Genomic DNA, 20464 nt, shown 5'->3' with positions numbered 1-20464 from the left:
TAAACGTGAAACAAACCTTTACCTATTTAGTATTTCTAATATTCGTTCATTTTGGTTATTCTCAAGATTATCTTGGATTTAAACACTTAACCACCAAAGACGGTTTATCGCAAAACGATGTAAATGCCATTATTCAAGATGACCAAGGTTTTATGTGGTTTGGTACACATGATGGTTTGAACAGATATGACGGCTACAACTTCACTATATTCAAACCAAACCCCAATGATGCACATAGCATCAATAGCAATTTAATTTGGGACATCATTAATGATGAAAACGGAAATTTATGGATAGGCACCACAGGACAAGGATTGAATTATTTTGATAGAAAAACGGAGAAATTCAAGCACTTTACCCATATAGCCAACAATCCAAATAGTCTTTCTAGCAATTATTTAAGTCGAATTTATTTAGACAAAAAAAACAGATTATGGGTTGGTTCCATTAGTGGACTAGATGTTTTAGATTTAAATTCGCCCTTAGATTCAATTAAAATAAAGCATTTCCAAACTACAACTGAAACTCTTGGTGAAATTTCTAGTATCAAATCTGTCAACAGTATTTTTGAAGACAGCAACGGACAACTTTGGATAGGAACTATTAACGGGATTTTCAGACTAAACAAAAACCCTAATGGCGATGAATTTTTTCAAAACTACAATGCCATTTTAGGTTTTAAGAATCGTAATGTAAAAGCCATAAATGAAGATTCTTTTGGTAATTTATTAATTGGAACTACCAATGGTTTGTACATAAAAAGAAACGACAACAAGCCCGTTATCAAACTAAATGATTTTTACACAGGAAAAATACTTACCTACAAAAACCAAATTTGGTGCGGAACCGCAAGTGGGCTAATATTTTACAAGAGCACTTCTCCAAAAGACAATCCAACCTACATTCATCACTTTTCATACAACCCCAAATCGCCAGAAAACAGCATTAGTAAAAATCAAGTTAACTCCTTATATATTGACAGAGCGGGTATTGTTTGGGCAGGCGTGATAGGTGGTGGTGTAAACAAACTAGATCTTGAGCAAAAACGGTTTCGGGTGGTTAGAAAAACAAATATCAAAAACAGCCTTGCCAATGAAAATATCAAAAGTCTGTTTGAAGATAGTAATGGAAATTTATGGATTGGATCTCATGGCGGCGGCTTGAATATTGCTTTAAAAGGCGACCACGACCTAGATCATCTTCATAATTTTAAACGCTATTTAAAACCCTATGACATTCTTGAAATTAACGAAGGTTCTACAAAAAAAATACTAATTGGTACAGAAGGCTCTCCTGGCTTGTATGAGGTTGACATCACCAACAATCCGACAATCACAGAAAATTCATTTAAAACAGTCAATGAAATAACCCCTAGTACCTTTGCCCTCGCTCAAGACAGTCAAAAAAATATTTGGATAGGAACCTATAATGGAGGGGTTTTTAGATGGTTAGCGACAGAAACTCCAGGTGAGTATAGAAAAGACATTCTTAGCTACGAACCTACCAAACAAGAAAGTATTTCTAGCAATATTATTCGAGAAATTGTTGAAGATTCAAAAGGTACTTTGTGGTTTGCAACTGCCGATGGACTTTGCTCCCTCTCAAAAACAGAAAGAACCAAAAGAAATCCGAAATTTAAGGTTTACAAAAACACACCAGGTGATCCAAAAACAATCACCCATAATTATATTTTAACAATTCGTGAAGCCGCTGATGGCACCATTTGGATTGGAACCTTTGGGGGCGGACTTAATAAATTTATTCCGGCAACAGAAAATGAGCCAGAACATTTTGAAGTAATTTCAGAACGCAACGGCCTACCAAACAATGTAATTAAGGCCATTGTAGAAGATGCCAATAAAAACTTATGGATTTCTTCTAACCGAGGTCTTTCTCGCATCAACCCTACCAACGGAAACATAAAAAATTACGATAGCAACGATGGCTTGCAAAGTGATGAGTTTGGAGAGTTAGCCAGTTTAAAAAGGAAAAATGGTGAGATTCTTTTTGGTGGTGTAAACGGCCTAAATATTTTCAACCCAAACACCATTAAAGACAATACAACAGAATCAAATACCATTATTACAAAACTTTCCATCTTTAATAAACCTATCGCTATTGGAGAAGAAATTAACGGTCGTGTCCTTCTAAAAAACTCCATCAACGATTTAAAAGAAATAGAATTAAAATATCAAGAAAATAGTTTTTCATTTGAATTTTCTGGATTGCATTTTGCGGCACCAAAGAAAAATCAATACAAATACAAACTTGAAGGTTTTAACGATCATTGGATCAATACTTCTTCTGATATGCGTTTTGCAACTTACACCAATTTAGAACCTGGAAAATACACACTAAAAGTAAAATCTTCTAACAATGATGGCTTGTGGAATAAGCAACCTACAGAGCTAATTATTAAAGTAACCCCTCCCTTTTGGAGAAGTACCTATGCTAAAATTATCTACTTACTTTTATTCATTGCTAGTTTATTCGGTTTTCAACGATTTACCATTATCAAATCAACAAAAAAACACCAACTCGAATTAGAACATTTAGAAAAAGAAAAATACGAGGAAATCAACAAATTAAAATTGGAATTTTTCACCAATATTTCTCATGAATTTAGAACACCGCTTACCTTAATAAAAGGGCCTTTAGACTTCTTACAAAAACAAGGACCAAAAATCAGTCATAAAAAAGCAAGTGAGCAATATGCTTTGATGAGTAAAAATATCGATTCTCTGCTTCGACTGGTCAATCAACTTTTAGATTTCAGAAAAATGGACAAAGGAAAAATGAGTTTGTCTGTTGGTGAACATGATATGATCAAATTTGTAAAGGAAATCTGCGAGCCTTTTCAATTTTTAAGCATGAGTAAAAAAATTAATTTTAACATTAAGCACACGGATAAATCATATTTAAGTTGGTTTGACCCAAATGCTTTAGAAAAAATTATCAATAATTTATTATCCAACGCTTTTAAGTTTACTCCTGAAAAAGGATCTATAAACATTCATATTTGCAAAGGCGAAAACTTTGACATTCCTACTGGGCTGCAAAAGGTTTCAAATAAAGAAAACTATATGGTCATTCAGGTTACCGATACTGGCTCTGGAATTCCTGCACATAGAATCAAATTTATTTTTGAACGCTTTTATGTAGACCGTGATGTACGAAAAGTAAATACCCAAGGAGCAGGAATTGGTTTGGCCTTTATCAAAGATTTGGTAGAATTACACCAAGGTAGTATTGACGTTACCAGCGATGCCAAAACAGGTACTACATTTTTAGTTTGGCTTCCTATTGAAAAAGAAAACTACGAAAACATAAAAGACATTAGCTTTACAGAGCCTTCAGAAGATGCTAATTTCACCAATCAAATTGATGCTGAATTAAACGCCATTGACGTTATCGATGATATCTTAGATCAAAATATTTCCAAAACCAGATCTAAACTTCCTATTGTTTTGGTTGTGGATGACAATGCGGAAATACGATCTGTGATCAAAAACGGAATCTCTGAAAATTATGACGTTTATGAAGCAGAGAACGGAGAACGCGGATTTGAATTCGCAAAAAAACTCATGCCAAATATTGTTATTACTGATGTTTTAATGCCAATTATGGATGGAATAGAATTCTGTAACAAATTAAAAACTTCCAAAGAAACCAGTCATATTCCTGTAATTATGCTAACGGCAAAAACCTCACAAGAATGGGAAATTCAAGGTTTAAAAACTGGTGCCGATGCTTATATAAGAAAACCTTTTGACTTAGAGCTTTTAGAGTTAAAGTTAACCAACACCTTAAAAACGAGAGAAGAGTTACGCAAGCGATTTAACCGAGAAATCACACTTCAACCTGAAGAAATTACAGTAACCTCAACCGATGAAAAATTCCTGCAAAACGCTATTCAAATTGTTGAAAAACACATGATGAATACCGAGTTTAGTGTTGAAATGTTGGTGAAAGAAATGGCGTTGAGTAGAAGTAATTTACATTTCAAAATAAAAGAACTTACCGGCTTATCATCTAGTGAATTTATTCGAAACATTCGTTTAAAAAGAGCCGTACAACTACTTGAATCTAGCGATTTATCTGTGAAGGAAATCATGTATATGACCGGATTTAACACGGCTTCCTACTTTTCTAAATGCTTTAAAAAGCAGTTTGGAATTATCCCAAGTAAATATGTAAGAAACGTCAGTAAAAAGAACAATCCTCCTGAAGAGGAAACTCCCTTAACTTAAACATTTTCAAGAGGCTAAAATCATTTTTAGCCTCTTGTTATATAAAGTCATTTGCCGCGTTTTCACCCAACAAAAACATATGTGAGTTATATAAAAACATACGTGTCTATAAATTAAGCTACTTTTCACAATCTTTGTAACGATCTAAAGAAAAATAATTATATGAAATCAGTAATTCAAATAGCAGTTCTTTCCTGCATTTTATTCAGTTGTCAAACAGCTAAAAAAGAAAGTAAAAAAGCGCAAAAGCCAAACGTCGTTTTCATTTTTACAGACGACCAAACGTATTCTTCCATTCACGCTTTAGGGAACAATGAAATCATTACGCCTAATATGGATAAATTGGTACAAGGAGGAGCTACATTTACACATGCTTATAATATGGGATCTTGGAGTGGAGCCGTTTGTGCTGCCTCAAGAGCTATGTTAAATTCTGGCCGTTTTGTATGGAGAGCCAACAAATTCAGAAAAAACTGGTATAAAAATGATTCTTTAAACCAGACTTGGAGTAAACTTATGGAAGCGCAAGGCTACGACACCTACATGACAGGGAAATGGCATGTGGACGCAAAAGCACATAAAGTTTTCCAAAACACAACAAATGTGCGAGGCGGAATGCCAAAAGACGCCTGGGATCATCATGCCATGGTAGAAAAATTTAAAAAAAATCCTGAATATAAAAAATCTGGATCTGAAGCCATTATGCCTGTTGGGTATAACAGACCAAAAGATAAAAACGATAAAGACTGGACCCCAACAGACACCAAATTTGGTGGTTTTTGGGAAGGTGGACAACACTGGAGTGAAGCGCTTAAAGATGATGCCATCAATTTTATCCAAACAGCCAAAGAAAAAGAAAATCCATTTTTTATGTACTTGGCCTTTAATGCTCCTCACGATCCGAGACAAGCTCCACAAGAATACCAAGACATGTATTCTTTAGAAAATATTTCTGTACCTAAAAGTTATGTACCAGAAAACCCATACCGACATGGAATTGCGAATAGTAACGATTTAAGAGATGAAGCTTTAGCACCTTTTCCTAGAACAGAATTTGCTGTAAAAACCCATATCAAAGAATATTATGCAAGCATCACGCACGTAGATGCTCAAATTGGATTGATTGTAGAAGCTCTTGAAAAATCAGGAAAACTAGACAATACCTATATTATTTTTACTGCCGATCATGGTTTGGCTATGGGTAGACATGGATTTTTAGGAAAACAAAATTTATTTGACCATAGTATTCGTCCGCCAATGGTTATTTTAGGTCCTGATGTCCTAAAAAACAAAAGAATCAATGCAGATGTGTATTTACAAGATGCCATGGCAACTTCTTTAGAAATAGCTGGCGCAACAAAACCTAGCTATATAGATTTTAATAGTTTTTTAGACTTGGCAAAAGGTACGACTCAAAAAAGTCATTATGATGAAATTTATGGAGCCTATTTAGGAGTTCAAAGAATGATTCGAAAAGACGGATTCAAATTATTAATCTTTCCTGAAATTAAGGAGGTTCTTTTATTTGATTTAAACAAGGACCCTGAAGAAATGAACGATTTGGCCAAGAAACCTGAATATCAAGAAAAAACAAAAACTCTTTTCAAAGATTTGTTACAACTTCAAAAAGAAATGGACGATCCTTTGGATATTTCTGAAATCATAAAACTTTAGTACACCCAAACAAAGGGGTACACATTTTATTTAATGTTGTACCCTTTTTTTAAGTATAACACTTATCCTCTTTAAACAAAAAAACAACTTACAATAAATAGAAATCGATCCTATGAAGAATTTTTTTCCAATGGCAGTTCTTTTTTTTTCAAGCTTTTTGTATGCACAACAAAATGATTGGGAAAACCCACATGTCAATCAAATTAACAAATTAGATGCACACACCACCTTTTACAATTTTGATTCTTTTCAAGATGCCGTCATAGGAGATAGAGCATCCTCTAAAAATTACAAATCTTTAAATGGCGATTGGAAATTTCATTGGGTTGCCAAACCTGCCGACGCCATTTCTAATTTTCATGAAGTAAATTACAATTCTAAAAACTGGAAAAACATTGATGTTCCTTCTAACTGGGAAATGCGTGGTTATGGAACTCCTATTTACACCAATTCAACCTATCCTTTTTTTAGCGATTTCCCATATATCAATCATAACGACAATCCTATTGGACACTATATAAAAACAATTACTATTGATGAAAATTGGAAGAACCAAGATGTTATTCTGCACTTTGGAGGGGTATCTTCTGCTTTTTACGTTTGGGTGAATGGTCAATTTGTTGGTTATAGTGAAGACACGCGTTTGCCTTCAGAATTTGACATTACCAAACACTTAAACTCTGGTGAAAATAAAATTGCAGTAAAAGTGTATCGTTGGTGTGATGGTAGTTATTTAGAAGCACAAGACCATTGGAGAATGAGTGGTATTGAAAGAGAAGTCTACCTACAAGCTGTTCCTAAAGTTCGTTTGTCTGATTTTACTGTTAGAACTAAATTAGACGATGACTACAAAAATGCCATTGTTCAAATTCGTCCAGAATTTGTGGTAAATAAAAAGGATAAGTATGAAGAAAAAGTTGGTCATTTTGGAACAACTCCATTAAAAACCAAATACGATAATTGGACACTTACTTCTACTTTAGTAGATGCTACTGGAAGTGTGGTAAGCAAACCTACAACAATGCCCTTAAAAAAAGCCTTAGGAGAATCTTATCCACAACGTGACAATGTGTATTTTGGAATGCAAGAAATTGAAGTTGAGAACCCTAAAAAATGGTCTTCTGATGAACCGAACTTGTATACTTTAGTTTTTACTGTAAAAAATGAGCAAGGTACAACCACCCAAACTTCAAGTACAAAAGTTGGTTTTAGAGAATTAAAAATTGACCAAAGAGGTCGCTTTTTAGTCAATGGAAATCCAGTTAAAATGATTGGTGTCAACAGACATGACCATCATATGACTAACGGAAAAGCTTTGTCGAGAGCTGATATAGAAAAAGACGTTCAACTTATAAAGAAATTTAATTTCAATGCCGTTAGAACTTCTCATTATCCTAACGATCCTTATTTTTATGATTTATGCGACAAGTATGGGATCTATGTAATGGACGAAACAAATCTTGAAACACATGGTACGAGAGGTTTATTAACCAATACTCCATCTTGGGCATCTGCTTATTTAGAAAGAGCCATTCGCATGGTAGAAAGAGATAAAAACCATCCTAGTATTGTTTTTTGGTCTTTAGGAAATGAATCTGGAACAGGACCTAATCATGCTGCTATGGCTGGTTGGATCAAAGATTTTGACCCGACACGATTTGTACATTATGAAGGTGCTCAAGGACTCCCTTCTCATAAAGATTACAAAAAAAACAACTATACTCACGGTGCTGGAAACCCAACCGATCCTTGGTGGGTTGATATGGTTAGTAGAATGTATCCAAGTCCACAAGAATATCAAAATTTAATTGACTCAACGGATAAATTAGATACGCGCCCAGTTATTATGTGTGAATATGCACATGCTATGGGAAACTCTGTTGGAAACATGAAAACGTATTGGGATGTTGTTTACAAAAACGACCGAGCTTTAGGAGGTTATATCTGGGATTGGATTGACCAAGGAATTCTTAAAAAAGATAAAAATGGCAAAGAATTTTTGGCTTATGGAGGAGATTTTGGCGACAAACCTAATGACAATAGTTTTTGTATCAACGGAATTATAGCTGCCGACAGAACACCTAAACCAGAAATTTTTGAATGTAAAAAAGTAAATCAACCTGTTGTTATTACAGCTGTCAATGCCCTTCAAGGAACTTTCAAAATTACAAACAGACACCATGTTTCTGATTTAAGTCAGTATGAATTGTCATGGTACCTAACTGAAAATGGAAACATCATCAAAAAAGGACTGCTAAACGAATTAACAACAAAAGCCTTCCAAACAGATGAATTCACCATCAATTTCAAAAAACCGAGAATAAAAGCAGCCGCTGAATACAGCATAACCGTTCAAGGTAAATTAAAAGAAAATACCTTATGGGAAACTAAAGGCTATGTTGTTTTTGAAGAGCAATTTGTACTTCCTTATAAAACTCCTACTCTTAAAACCAAAACGGCAAGCTATCCTGCTATTGAAACAAAACAAACGGATACAGAAATTACTTTAAGTAATAAAAATTTCTTGGTGAGTATTGATAAAAGCAAAGGAACCCTAAAAACGTTTAAGGCTGCTGGTATAAATTATTTGGCTGCTCCTTTAAAATTAAATTTTTGGAGACCAGAAACTGAAAATGATGCTGCTTATCGAAGATCTAAAAAACAGCAATCAGAACGCAATTGGCTAACTGCGGGCGACAACCTACAGGTTAAAAAAGTAGTTCTAAAAACACTTCAAAAAGGAAAAGTACAGGTTCTTATTGAAGGAACTGTTTTGTCTGACAATACCAAAATTTCATTAAAATATGTGGCTACAGGAAAGGGGCAAATTAAAGTAGACTATAGCATAAACATTGCTAAACAAGAGCCAAATGCACCTAAAATTGGGATGGAGTTTGATATTTCAAAAGAATTCAACCAGGTTAGCTATTTTGGAAAAGGACCACAAGCCAATTACCAAGATAGAAATAGTGGTGCCAAATTAGGTTTGTATTCTAGTACTACAAATACCATGAATTATGGTTATGTAGTTCCTCAAGAATATGGAAATCACATGGAAACAAGATGGTTTCAACTTACAAACAAAAAAGGAAAAGGACTTTTGGTAAAAGGTATAAAACCTATCAATTTTAGTGTTGTTCCTTATAGTACTCAAAATATTGAAACAGCAACACATACCAATGAATTGCTAGAAAGAAATACAAATACTGTTGACGTGGACTTAATTCAAGCAGGAGTTGGAGGAGACAATACTTGGTCTCCTAAAGCAGAAGCACACGACGAATATTTGATAAAACCAGGACATTATGAATACTCATTCTACCTAGTTCCATTGAATTCTAAAGTAGCTATTGATAAAATTAAATTTTAACTATGAATAAAATTATCATCACGTTAACAGCGTTGTTGGCACTATCTTGTTCACAAGACAAACCAACTGCGAAAAAAGAAACCGAAACTAAAAACACAAGTAAACCCAATATTATTGTTGTTTTAACCGACGATCAAGGTTGGGCAGATGTAGGTTTTAATGGCGCTACGGATATTCCAACTCCAAACTTAGACCAAATGGCAGGTGAAGGTGTTATTTTTTCTAATGGCTATGTATCACATCCTTATTGCAGTCCTTCAAGGGCGGGTTTACTTACAGGTCGTTTTCAAGCACGTTTTGGGCACGATTGTAACATGCCTTACAACACGGAAAATGATGAAACTGTAGGAACTCCCCTATCTGAAATTATGATTTCTGAAGCTTTAAAAGAACAAGGCTATAGAACCAGTGCTATTGGAAAATGGCATGTGGGAGATCATCCTAGTTTACACCCACCAAAACACGGTTTCGATCATTGGTTTGGTTTTCCTGGTGGTGGAATGAATTATTGGGGAATTTCAAAAGGCCCACTTCAAACTATTTTCAGAAATGGAGTTAAAGTTCCTGAAGAAGAACTAAACTATTTAACCGATGACTTTACCAACGAAGCGATTGATTTTATTAGTAAAAAAGACGACAAACCCTTTTTTATGTATTTGGCCTACAACGCTCCACACGGACCTGATCATGCTGTTGAAAAATATTTAGAAGAAACCAAACATATTGAATACGCGGGTAGAAGTATTTACGGTGCTATGGTAAATGCAGTTGACAATGGTGTGGGTCGAATAGATTCTACATTAATTGCCAATAATTTAAAAGACAATACAATTGTTGTATTTTTAAGTGACAATGGAGGAAGAGGAGAACATGCTGACAACAGACCTAATAGAGGTTACAAAGGAATGCTGTTTGAAGGAGGAATCAAAGTTCCTTTTTTCATTCGTTGGCCTAATAAATTAGAAGGAAATCAGGTGTATACAAACATGGTAAGTTCATTAGATTTATTTCCTTCATTTTTAGAAGCAGCTGGTGTCAACCCAACTTCTCAGAAACAACTAGACGGAAAAAGTTTATGGCCTTATATTTTGAATGAGAACAACAACAAACCTCATGACTTACTATTTTGGCGTTCTGTTGGTGGTTACGAATATGCCGTTAGAAAAGGAGATTTTAAAATCTACAAAAGTGCTACCAAAGAAAAAACATTGCTGTTTAATTTAAAAACTGATGCCTATGAACGTCATGATATTGCCAATGAAAATCCGGAATTACTAGCAGAGTTAGAAGCTGAATATAAAAAATGGGATGCCAAAAACATCGCTCCAGGTTGGTTAGATCCACATATTCCAAATTGTATCAAAGGACAAAAAAGATGGGAAGCGGATAGAAAAAAAGCAACTTTTAAAACTGCCAATAAAAATTCACACAGATCCAAAAGATAAAACACTAAAAAAAGGGCTATTCAAATATATTGAATAGCCCTTTTTAATATTTTATTTCTACCCTACTCACAAATTGCACTTAAGGGTTCATTCGCTCCTGTTGGCGCTGCTATGGAAGTTAAATGTAAAACAAATTTATCTATAGCATGATTGGAAGATCTAGCCGCAATTCTCATGGTATATACACCAGGATCTTTGATCTCTAAATAAATCGCATGCCCATCATTATCACTTGTAGAAGCTTGCCACTTCCATTCGTTTGCGGCCCCACTTTTATAAATTTTAAAAAAACCAGACTTCCCTCCGCCTTCTGGAACTGGCGTTAATCCAAGTCCTTTAGGATATACTATAGACCCATTTCCTTTTTTACCATAAAAATCGCCCGCAGGAACATCTGGAAAACTTAACCAACTATCGTTATGCTCCGTTCCATTATTTCCCTTGGTGACTCTTGAATTCCATACAAATTTATAAGTCCCAGTCGTTGTGAAATTTAATTTATAGTCGATTAAACCTTGATTGGGTTCGTTAAAAGATTGACTCCCATTCCAAACCAAATAGCCTGCTCCGCTATAACCCGATGCCGAAGTTTCCACGTCCCATCCAGCTTTATCAATAGCACTTTCCATTTCTACCACCAATTTACCATCTGCTTCTATATAATCTCCTTGTGTACAAACTCCCGCAATAGCACCTGCTAAGGTTGTTACTACCGCTTGCTCACTGTAACTTGTTCGACCTCCATAGGTTAAAAATTGTTTGATATAATAGGTGGTTTCTGCTTCTAAGCCTTCTAATCTTTTGGTAAAAATAACTTTATTGGTCGTCAGTTTAGTATCGGCAATTGTCGGATTTTCACTGGTACTATACACAATACCTTTTTCAGAAGCATTGCCCGCGCAAATATCTATTAGCGCCGCTCCGTTTAAGCTAATAAAAGTTTTGCCCACTTCGGAAATGGTTATTTCTCCAAAGGAAGCACTTGTATCACAAGCTGAATCATTCCCTCCACATTTAGAAAATAAAATCAAAATTGCCATCCATAAAAAATGTCTCATACGTAATTTAGTTTAAGTAGTTAATAGAAAATAAACTTAAAACTTTTCAACAGCTAATCGCTAACTAAATGATTTTATAAGTAGTACATATGTATTTAATCATATTATAAGTTTTTGAATACATACGTTTTACTCTTACGCACATATATAGAAAACTATCGCGCTTGTATGCTCTAATTTCACAACATCTTATACATTTTTTTAATGAACTATTAATTCAACTCTTATGAAACGCTATAAAACTCTTTTGGTATTCGCATTGCTCGCAGGCAGTTTAGCGAATGCCCAAAACCCAATTGTAACACATATGTATACCGCAGATCCTACTGCTCGTGTATTTGATGGAAAATTATATGTTTATCCTTCTACAGATATTCGCTGCGAAGAAGGTTTTGCTGACAATGGCTTTTGCATGCCCTATTACCATGTCTTTTCTACAGAAAACATGACCACTTGGAAAGACCATGGATTGATTATCGATCAAACGGATGTTCCTTGGGGAAATCCGAAAGGTTTTGGTATGTGGGCACCAGATTGTGTTAAAAAAGGAGATACTTACTATTATTACTTTCCGGCACCACCAGCCGACAAAAGTTCTTTTAGAAGAATTGGTGTCGCCACTTCTAAATCTCCTACCGGTCCTTTTTCTGTTGAAAAAAATTATATAAAAGGAATTGAGGGAATTGACCCTAATGTATTGGTTGACGATGATGGAAAAGCCTATATGTATTATGGAGGTGGAGAAAATTTATTTGTGGTTGAACTCGCTCAGGACATGAAAAGCATCAAAGGAAAACCACAAAAAATAGAAACGCTTCCGGGAAAATACAAAGAAGGATCTTTTGTTTTTAAAAAAGATGGCACCTACTATTTCACTTTTCCACATGCTCCAGGAGGATCTGAAGAAATTGCCTACGCAACTGGTACCAATCCTAAAGGACCTTTTACGTACCAAGGTGTAATTTTGGACAGGTGGAAAGATGGCGCTTGGACCAACCACCATTCTATTGTTGCATTCAAAAAACAATGGTATATTTTTTACCATCATCATGATATTTCAAACGACCAGCATTTACGTTCTATGCGTGTAGATAGTTTGTTCTTTAACAAAAAAGGACTGATTCAACACAAAACAGCTACTTTAAGAGGCGTAGGTCTTCACCCTATTGACCAGCCCATACAAATTGATCGCTACACCACTTCAAAAAATTTAAAAATTAGTAGAATTAAAGAATCGAACGAAGTGAATTGGCAATTAGACTATATAAAATCAGGTTCCGAAGTAAGCTATAACGCTGTAGATTTCAGCTCTAAAAAAGTTAAAAATGTAACTTATAAAGTCTCTTCAGGAACACAAGGAGGACTAATAAAATTATACATAAACAACCAACTTATCACCACAACGCAAGTACACAATACAGGTGGTTGGAACAATTGGCAAGAGGTTAGCAGTCCTATTTCAAAAAAAATAAAAGGAGTTCAAAACATCAAACTCGTTTTTGAAGGAGGAACTAATTATTTATTAAATATAGACTGGGTCAAATTCAATTAAGCAGCAATTCACCAAACAGCACTACTTTCTAAAAATTAAAAAAGCGAACATGATACAACAAACAAAATTACTTGCAGGAATTGTATTCCTATCTAGCATGAATTTATTTTCTCAAGACTTAACGATTCCACCCAAAAAATATGTGGATAGTGTACGACTTGAAACCGCTCCAAAACGAATTTCAAATCGTTTGCCGCTATCCGATCAAAAAAACGAAGGTCGTTGGAAATTACTAAAAAAAGACTCCGACGAATTTGATACTAAAAATTTAAACACCTCACGTTGGTACCCAAACAACCCAAAATGGAAAGGAAGACCTCCTACTTATTTTCATGGTTCTAATGTACAATTAGAAAACGGAGAAGTGGTTATTCGCGTAAATCAACATGGACAAGAAAAACTACCCAAAGACTTTACACATTCTACAGGTTTTATAAAAAGTAAACAAAAATTTCTTTATGGTTATTTTGAAGCGGAAATTAAACTAATGGATGCTCCTTGGGTTTCTGGATTTTGGATGACCAATGTGGATAGAGATTGGTGGACGGAAATTGACATTTGTGAAAATGCGCCAGGAGTTTTGTACAATCGTCATGATTTAAACTCGAACATTCATGTTTTTAGAGCACCTAAAAACAAAGGAGATATTAAAAAACATTTTTCTCGAACTAAAAAATATTATTTCCCTTTAGAACTTCAAAAAGAGTACCATACTTGGGGCTTAGAATGGACCAAAGAATCTATCAAGTTTTATATTGATGGAATTTTATTTAGAGAAGCCGAAAACACACATTGGCATCAACCTTTGGAAGTCAACTTTAACTGCGAATCAAATAAATGGTTTGGTGCACTGCCAGATAATGATCGATTAGATGGTGAATTTCATATAAAGTATTTCAGAGCTTGGAAGCAAAAAAAGAAAAAATAACCCCCTATAAAAAATAGTCGCAATAGGTGTTGTATTCCTTTTAAACAATACCTATTGTTTTACTTAAAAATATCTCCACTCTTTATTGCATACAAAATTCATTCAAATAAGACGAAATCTGCTTTATAAAAAACCATTTGTCCCTTTATTCTAACCACATATGCCGTTCAGCCTGATAAGGATTGTCTACTTTTATTTTTTCTTAAAGCCAGAACAAAAAGCTACATTTACAAGATTAAAATTGTTATTCAATGAAAAAAATACTACTTACCAGTCTAGCACTCATCTTACTTTGTTCTTGTAATTCTGAAAAAAAACAAAACAACAAAAAAACTCGAAAATGGCAAGAAGTTATTGCTTCTGACGCTTCAAAACCCATCAAACGACACGAAGCCGCTTTTGTAAAAGTCGACGATAAATTTTATTTATTAGGAGGTCGTGGAATAAGACCCGTTAGTATTTTCGACACAAAAACACAACAATGGACAACTGGAGAAAAACCTCCAATTGAGTTCCATCATTTTCAACCTGTAGTATACCAAAACAAAGTCTATATTATTGGAGCCATGACCGGAAAATATCCTGGAGAAACTCCGGTTGAACATATTTATTATTACGACACAAATACAAACACTTGGGTAAAAGATGCAGAAATACCTCAAGACAGACGAAGAGGATCTACAGGAAATATTATTAAAAATGGCCTTGTTTATGTGAGCTGTGGTATTTTAGACGGTCACCGTAGTGGTCATAAAAAATGGTTGGATACTTATAATTTAGAAACAGGTGAATGGAAAATACTTCCCGATGCACCAAGAGCAAGAGATCATTTTCAAGCCGTAGAAGCTGAAGGTAAAATTTATACCTTGGCTGGACGTTTATCGAAAGCTCCAAAAGCTACATTTTCTGAAACTATTGCCGAAGTAGATGTCTATGATATTCAAAGTAATACATGGAGTACTTTAAAAGAAAAAATCCCAACGCAAAGAGCCGGAAATATGGCCATTCGCTATCAGGATGCTATTTTAGTTCTTGGAGGAGAATCGATACATCAGGAGCAGGCGCATAACCAAGTAGAAGCTTTAAGTATTAAAAATCATACATGGACAACTTTCCCTCCTTTATTCCAAGGAAGACATGGATCTGGTGCTTTAATTTTTAAAGATGAAATTTACATCGCTTCTGGTTGTGGTCATAGGGGTGGATCACCAGAATTAACAACAATGGAAAAATATTAATTAAATATATACGTCGTGAAAATAATCAATTACTTTTTAGTACTTATTCTAGCAGTAACAAGTTGTACTAGTAAAAAAATAAACAAGCAAAACGCAGAAACAAAACCAAATGTAATTCTAGTAATTACTGATGACCAAGGGTATGGAGATTTAGGAGTGCATGGAAATAAAATCATCAAAACACCTAATATTGATGCTTTTCATGGAGAAAGTTACCACTTAACAGATTTTCATGTGGGTCCTACTTGTGCACCTACGCGTTCTGCTTTAATGACAGGAAGATATGCTAACAGCACAGGTGTATGGCATACCATTGGAGGCTGGTCTTTATTAAGAGAAAAAGAAAAAACCTTGGCCAATATGTTTGCTGAAGGTGGTTATACAACTGGTGGCTTTGGAAAATGGCACATGGGAGACAATTATCCGTTTAGACCTGAACACAGAGGTTTTCAACATACCGTAATGCATGGTGGTGGTGGTGTTCAGCAAACGCCAGATTTTTGGGACAATACCTATTTTAACGACACCTATTTTAAAAATGGAAAACCTGTTAAATACGAAGGCTATTGTACAGATATCTTTTTTGGTGAAGCTATTAATTTCATCAAAGAGAACAAAGAAAAGCCATTCTTTTGCTACATCGCATCTAATGCGCCACACGGACCATACAATGTTCCTGTATCTTATTACAACATGTACAAAGATTTACCTGCTACTGTTTTAGCTGAAAAGCAAAAACGTTTTTATGGCATGATTACGAATATAGATGACAATTTCGGAAAACTTAGAAAAGAATTAGAAGCTTTAAAAATTGCCGACAACACCATCTTAATTTTTATGACAGATAATGGTACGGCAGCAGGAAACTATTACAATAAAAAAACAAAAACCTCAACCGGGTTTAATGCTGGTATGCGAGGAAACAAAGGTAGCCAGTATGACGGTGGACATAGAGTTCCTTTCTTTATTCATTGGAAAAACGGAAATATTACAACAGCAACCGACATTAATGAACTAACAAGTGTTGTAGATATTATGCCTACTTTGGCAGAACTTTGTGGTATTTCACTTCCAAAGGAGCATTTAAAAATTGCCGGACAGAGCTTGGTGCCAATGTTAAAAAATCCTGAAACAACAAATAACAGAATGTTGGTTACCGATTCTCAAAGAATTCAAAGTCCAAAAAAATGGAAATCTTCAGCAGTAATGCAAAATAAGTGGAGGTTAATTGACGGAAAGGAATTGTACAACATTTCAAACGACAAAGGTCAAAAAAACAATATTGCTGATAAAAACCCAGAGAAAGTTGCAGAAATGCGTGCTTTTTACGAACAATGGTGGAACGAAGTTTCTGTAGATTTTGATAAAGAAATTTATTTCAAAGTAGGATCCGAAAAAGAAAACCCAATTACTTTAACCTGTCATGATATTCATGCGGATAACGGAAACCAACCCTGGAATCAAATAGCTATTAGAAATGGAAATAAAGGAAAAGGTTACTGGTGTATTGATGTTAAAAAACAAGGGACTTACAATATTGCTTTACGCAGATATCCTTTGGAATCTGGCCTATTGATCAATACCACTATTCCTGCCATTAGTACCGAGCAACTTCCTGGATTAGAAAAAGAAATTCCAGCAGGTAAAAACATGCAGTACACAAAAGCTTCTATTAAACTTGGCAGCACTATTTTTGAAGAAGTCGCCGTGACAAACAAAGACAAAGAAGCTACTTTTACCATAAATTTAAAAGCGGGTAAAACTAAAATGAATGCGAACTTTTACGACGCCAAAGGAAATAAAAATGTTGCATACTATGTATATATAGAAAAAATATAACGAATTATATGCAAAAAAAAAGAAGCCCTGAAAAATAATTTTCAGGGCTTCTTTATGTCAAATTTTGACGAGAATAAAAATCAAGTAACTTCTTTATTCTGAATAATTGCCAATCCTACCACAAATGTCTTTTCCTTTAATACGTATCGGTCTTTCTTTTGTGGAAAATATTAATACATCTATATTTACAAAGAATCCAATAATTTAAACAAAATGGCTACCATAAAATTTATGCATACGGTTTTGTTCTGGTTAAAAAATCCAGAATCTTCTGAAGACAAAACCGCTTTCAAATCCTCATTAGAAAAATTCATTTCTAATTCAAAATTTATCGAAAGTTCCTTTATTGGAACTCCTCCAAAAAAAGAACGTGCTGTTATTGACGACTCCTTTACTTTTTCATTATCCGTTGGTTTTCAATCTAAAAAACAACACGACGCATACCAAATAGAAGACGTACATACAACTTTTATAGAAGAATCTAGTCAATTATGGGATCGCGTTCTCATTTATGATTCCGAAGCTTAAACTAAAAAAAAATAGTCCATGAAACAACTCTACATTTTATTTGCAAGTACGGCTATGCTCCTATCTTGCTTTTTGACTTCCTGTGAAGTTCCTCAAAATTTATCTCTTGAGGATCAAAATTTCAATAAAGATTGGCTTTTTGTAAAAGACACATTGCCTGGTGCTGAAAAAACAAACTACAACGATGCGCAATGGAGGAAGTTAAACTTACCGCATGATTGGGCTATTGAAGGTCCGTTTGACATTAAACACAATGCTAGAACTGGTGGATTACCTGTTACTGGGGAAGCTTGGTATCGAAAACATTTTTCATTAGACAAAAAGCAGAAAAACAAGTACATATCTGTTGAATTTGATGGCGCTATGAACAATGCCAAAGTCTGGTTAAATGGCAACTATGTAGGCGAAAGACCCTATGGTTACATCGGTTTTGAATTAGATGTAACAAAACACATTAATTTTGATGGCGACAACGTACTAGCCGTTCAATTGTCACCTACCGACTTATCAGCAAGATGGTATCCAGGTGCAGGTATTTATAGAAATGTTCGTTTAAAAATAAATGAAGCAGTGCACATTCCGCAATGGGGAACTTTTATTACAACACCCAAAGTAACAAAAGAAAAAGCTTCTGTAAGTATTGAAACAAAAATTAGCAATAAACTGAATAAAAATACTTCGGTAACTTTAGAAACCGTGATCACCAATCCAAATGGAGAAACTGTTGCAAACGACAGTAAAAAACTGACACTTTCTAAAAACTCCACAGAAAAAGCAGCAATCCATGTGACTTTAAACAATCCTGCTTTATGGGATTTAGATACGCCAGTTCAATATACAGCCACAAGTACTGTTCTTGTCAATGGAAATATTTCTGATGTATACAAAACGAATTTTGGAATTCGTTCTATTGAATTCAGTAAAGAAAACGGCTTTTTATTAAACGGAAATAAAGTAGAATTGAATGGTGTTTGTATGCATCACGATCAAGGTCCTTTAGGGAGTGCCATTAATTTTAGAGCGAAGCAACGTCAAATGCAAATAATGAAAAGCATGGGAGTAAATGCACTTCGTACGAGTCATAACCCACCTTCACCAGAAATTTTAAAAGCCTGTGATGAATTGGGTATCGTGGTTATTGTTGAAGCTTTTGATGAGTGGAAAATAGGAAAAGTTGAAAATGGTTACCACACTTATTTTGACCAATGGCATGAAAAAGATTTACGTGATATGATCAAAAGAGATCGTAACCACCCTTCCGTTATTATGTGGAGTATTGGAAATGAAATTTTAGAACAGTCTAGAAAAGATGGATGGAAAATCACAAAAATGTTAAACGATATTTGTCATGACGAAGACAATACGCGTCCTACAACTGTTGGATTTAATTATTTTCCGGCACCTTTTAAAAACAAACTAGCCAATTATGTAGACATTGTTGGTATGAATTATTGGCCAGAAAACTATCAAGGAATTTTAAAAGACAATCCAAATATGATTGTTTATGGATCAGAAACTTCTTCACAAACAAGTAGCCGTGGTGTGTACCATTTACCGATAGAATTTAAAGAGAAACACGAAACCAATCACGTTTCTAGTTATGATGTAATTGTGGGACCGCCGTGGGCTTATGCTCCAGATATTGAATTTGATGCACAAGCAAAAGAGCCAAGATCTTTAGGAGAATTTATTTGGACGGGTTTTGATTATTTAGGAGAACCTACTCCTTATGGAGGAAGAGACAATTCTACAAATGGGTATTGGAATGACGACTGGCCTTCTCGATCTTCTTATTTTGCTCCTGTAGATTTATGTGGTTTCCCTAAGGACCGATATTATTTATACCAAAGTCAGTGGACAACAGAACCAATGGTGCATATTTTACCACACTGGAATTGGGAAGGAAAAGAAGGAGAAATTATTCCTGTTTACTCCTACACCAACTGTGATGAAGTAGAATTATTTGTCAATGGAAAATCTTTCGGACGACGAGTGAAGGGGAAGGATTTTACAGAAATTCCTTCAGAATACCACGGATTCAAAAAAGGAATGTACAAAACAAAGTACCGCTTGTCTTGGAATGTACCGTATCAAAAAGGAAGCATCAAAGCTGTTGCCTACAAAAACGGAAAAGTAGTTTCTGAAAAAGAAATAAAAACAGCAGGTGCGCCAGCTAAAATCTCACTAATTGCTGACAGAACAGAAATATCAGCAGATGGTAATGATTTGTCTTTTATCACCGTTAAAATTGAAGACAAAGATGGAAATATCTGTCCATTGGCAGATAATTTAGTGAGTTTTGAAATAGATGGAGCAGGAACGTTAGCAGCTGTTGGTAATGGGGACCAAACATCAATGGCCTCTTTTCAAGTACCTCAAAGAAAAGCCTTTAATGGTTTGTGTCTATTAATTGTCAAGTCAACAGAAAAAAGTGGAAACATTCAAATAAAAGCAACTTCAAACAATTTAATGGCTGCATCAACCAGTATCAGTACCAAATAAAATAACGACAACCTTTCCAACTAAAACCTAAACAGGTTGGAAAGGTTATTTACTGCCTAACACAGGTTGATTATTTGCAA

The 20464-nt window shown here is 34.7% G+C and carries 11 protein-coding genes; 10 read left to right on the top strand and 1 reads right to left on the bottom strand.

What is annotated here, in order from left to right; all coding sequences use genetic code 11:
- Window positions 1-5: 5 nt before the first annotated feature.
- From FGM02_RS00730 to FGM02_RS00715, 4 genes are all read left to right on the top strand, one after another.
- Entirely contained in the window at window positions 6-4250 is a 4245-nt protein-coding gene (locus FGM02_RS00730) for a hybrid sensor histidine kinase/response regulator transcription factor (RefSeq protein ID WP_243739317.1), read from the top strand.
- A 162-nt stretch (window positions 4251-4412) separates the two neighbouring features.
- On the top strand, window positions 4413-5924 hold the full coding sequence (locus tag FGM02_RS00725; RefSeq protein ID WP_139955958.1) for a sulfatase-like hydrolase/transferase: 1512 nt from the start codon (window positions 4413-4415) through the stop codon (window positions 5922-5924).
- Between the two features lie 112 nt (window positions 5925-6036).
- A complete protein-coding gene (locus tag FGM02_RS00720) occupies window positions 6037-9294 on the top strand; it encodes a glycoside hydrolase family 2 TIM barrel-domain containing protein (protein WP_139955956.1) in 3258 nt (1085 codons plus the stop codon).
- 2 nt (window positions 9295-9296) lie between these two features.
- Window positions 9297-10739, top strand: coding sequence for a sulfatase-like hydrolase/transferase (locus FGM02_RS00715; RefSeq protein WP_139955954.1), 1443 nt, complete (start codon window positions 9297-9299; stop codon window positions 10737-10739).
- A 62-nt stretch (window positions 10740-10801) separates the two neighbouring features.
- Here the strand turns inward: FGM02_RS00715 and FGM02_RS00710 are convergent, their stop codons facing one another.
- Window positions 10802-11797 carry a hypothetical protein gene (locus tag FGM02_RS00710; RefSeq protein ID WP_139955953.1) on the bottom strand — a complete coding sequence of 332 codons (996 nt, stop codon included), beginning with the start codon at window positions 11795-11797 and terminating at the stop codon, window positions 10802-10804.
- 226 nt (window positions 11798-12023) lie between these two features.
- On the opposite strand from FGM02_RS00710, the gene FGM02_RS00705 reads away from it, so the two are divergent.
- From FGM02_RS00705 to galB, 6 genes are all read left to right on the top strand, one after another.
- Window positions 12024-13349: a family 43 glycosylhydrolase gene (locus tag FGM02_RS00705; protein WP_139955951.1), complete on the top strand. Its 1326-nt coding sequence runs from the start codon at window positions 12024-12026 to the stop codon at window positions 13347-13349.
- A 49-nt stretch (window positions 13350-13398) separates the two neighbouring features.
- Window positions 13399-14277: a family 16 glycosylhydrolase gene (locus FGM02_RS00700; protein WP_139955949.1), complete on the top strand. Its 879-nt coding sequence runs from the start codon at window positions 13399-13401 to the stop codon at window positions 14275-14277.
- 251 nt (window positions 14278-14528) lie between these two features.
- A complete protein-coding gene (locus FGM02_RS00695) occupies window positions 14529-15515 on the top strand; it encodes a Kelch repeat-containing protein (protein ID WP_139955947.1) in 987 nt (328 codons plus the stop codon).
- Between the two features lie 15 nt (window positions 15516-15530).
- Complete coding sequence (locus tag FGM02_RS00690) at window positions 15531-17354, top strand: arylsulfatase (RefSeq protein WP_139955945.1); 1824 nt, start codon at window positions 15531-15533, stop codon at window positions 17352-17354.
- A gap of 213 nt (window positions 17355-17567) precedes the next feature.
- Entirely contained in the window at window positions 17568-17882 is a 315-nt protein-coding gene (locus FGM02_RS00685; RefSeq protein ID WP_139955943.1) for a Dabb family protein, read from the top strand.
- Between the two features lie 18 nt (window positions 17883-17900).
- Window positions 17901-20384, top strand: a complete 2484-nt coding sequence (gene galB, locus FGM02_RS00680) for a beta-galactosidase GalB (protein ID WP_139955941.1) — start codon at window positions 17901-17903, stop codon at window positions 20382-20384.
- Window positions 20385-20464 lie beyond the last annotated feature (80 nt).

This window comes from Flavicella sediminum (genome assembly GCF_006381105.1).
Lineage (GTDB): Bacteria > Bacteroidota > Bacteroidia > Flavobacteriales > Flavobacteriaceae > Flavicella > Flavicella sediminum.
This window is presented reverse-complemented; position numbering and strand designations above follow the sequence as displayed.

Coding starts and splice junctions, on each gene's coding strand:
- FGM02_RS00725 (WP_139955958.1), top strand. CDS start 4,413: ATGAAATCAGTAATTCAAATAGCAGTTCTTTCCTGCATTTTATTCAGT.
- FGM02_RS00720 (WP_139955956.1), top strand. CDS start 6,037: ATGAAGAATTTTTTTCCAATGGCAGTTCTTTTTTTTTCAAGCTTTTTG.
- FGM02_RS00715 (WP_139955954.1), top strand. CDS start 9,297: ATGAATAAAATTATCATCACGTTAACAGCGTTGTTGGCACTATCTTGT.
- FGM02_RS00710 (WP_139955953.1), bottom strand. CDS start 11,797: ATGAGACATTTTTTATGGATGGCAATTTTGATTTTATTTTCTAAATGT.
- FGM02_RS00705 (WP_139955951.1), top strand. CDS start 12,024: ATGAAACGCTATAAAACTCTTTTGGTATTCGCATTGCTCGCAGGCAGT.
- FGM02_RS00700 (WP_139955949.1), top strand. CDS start 13,399: ATGATACAACAAACAAAATTACTTGCAGGAATTGTATTCCTATCTAGC.
- FGM02_RS00695 (WP_139955947.1), top strand. CDS start 14,529: ATGAAAAAAATACTACTTACCAGTCTAGCACTCATCTTACTTTGTTCT.
- FGM02_RS00685 (WP_139955943.1), top strand. CDS start 17,568: ATGGCTACCATAAAATTTATGCATACGGTTTTGTTCTGGTTAAAAAAT.
- galB (WP_139955941.1), top strand. CDS start 17,901: ATGAAACAACTCTACATTTTATTTGCAAGTACGGCTATGCTCCTATCT.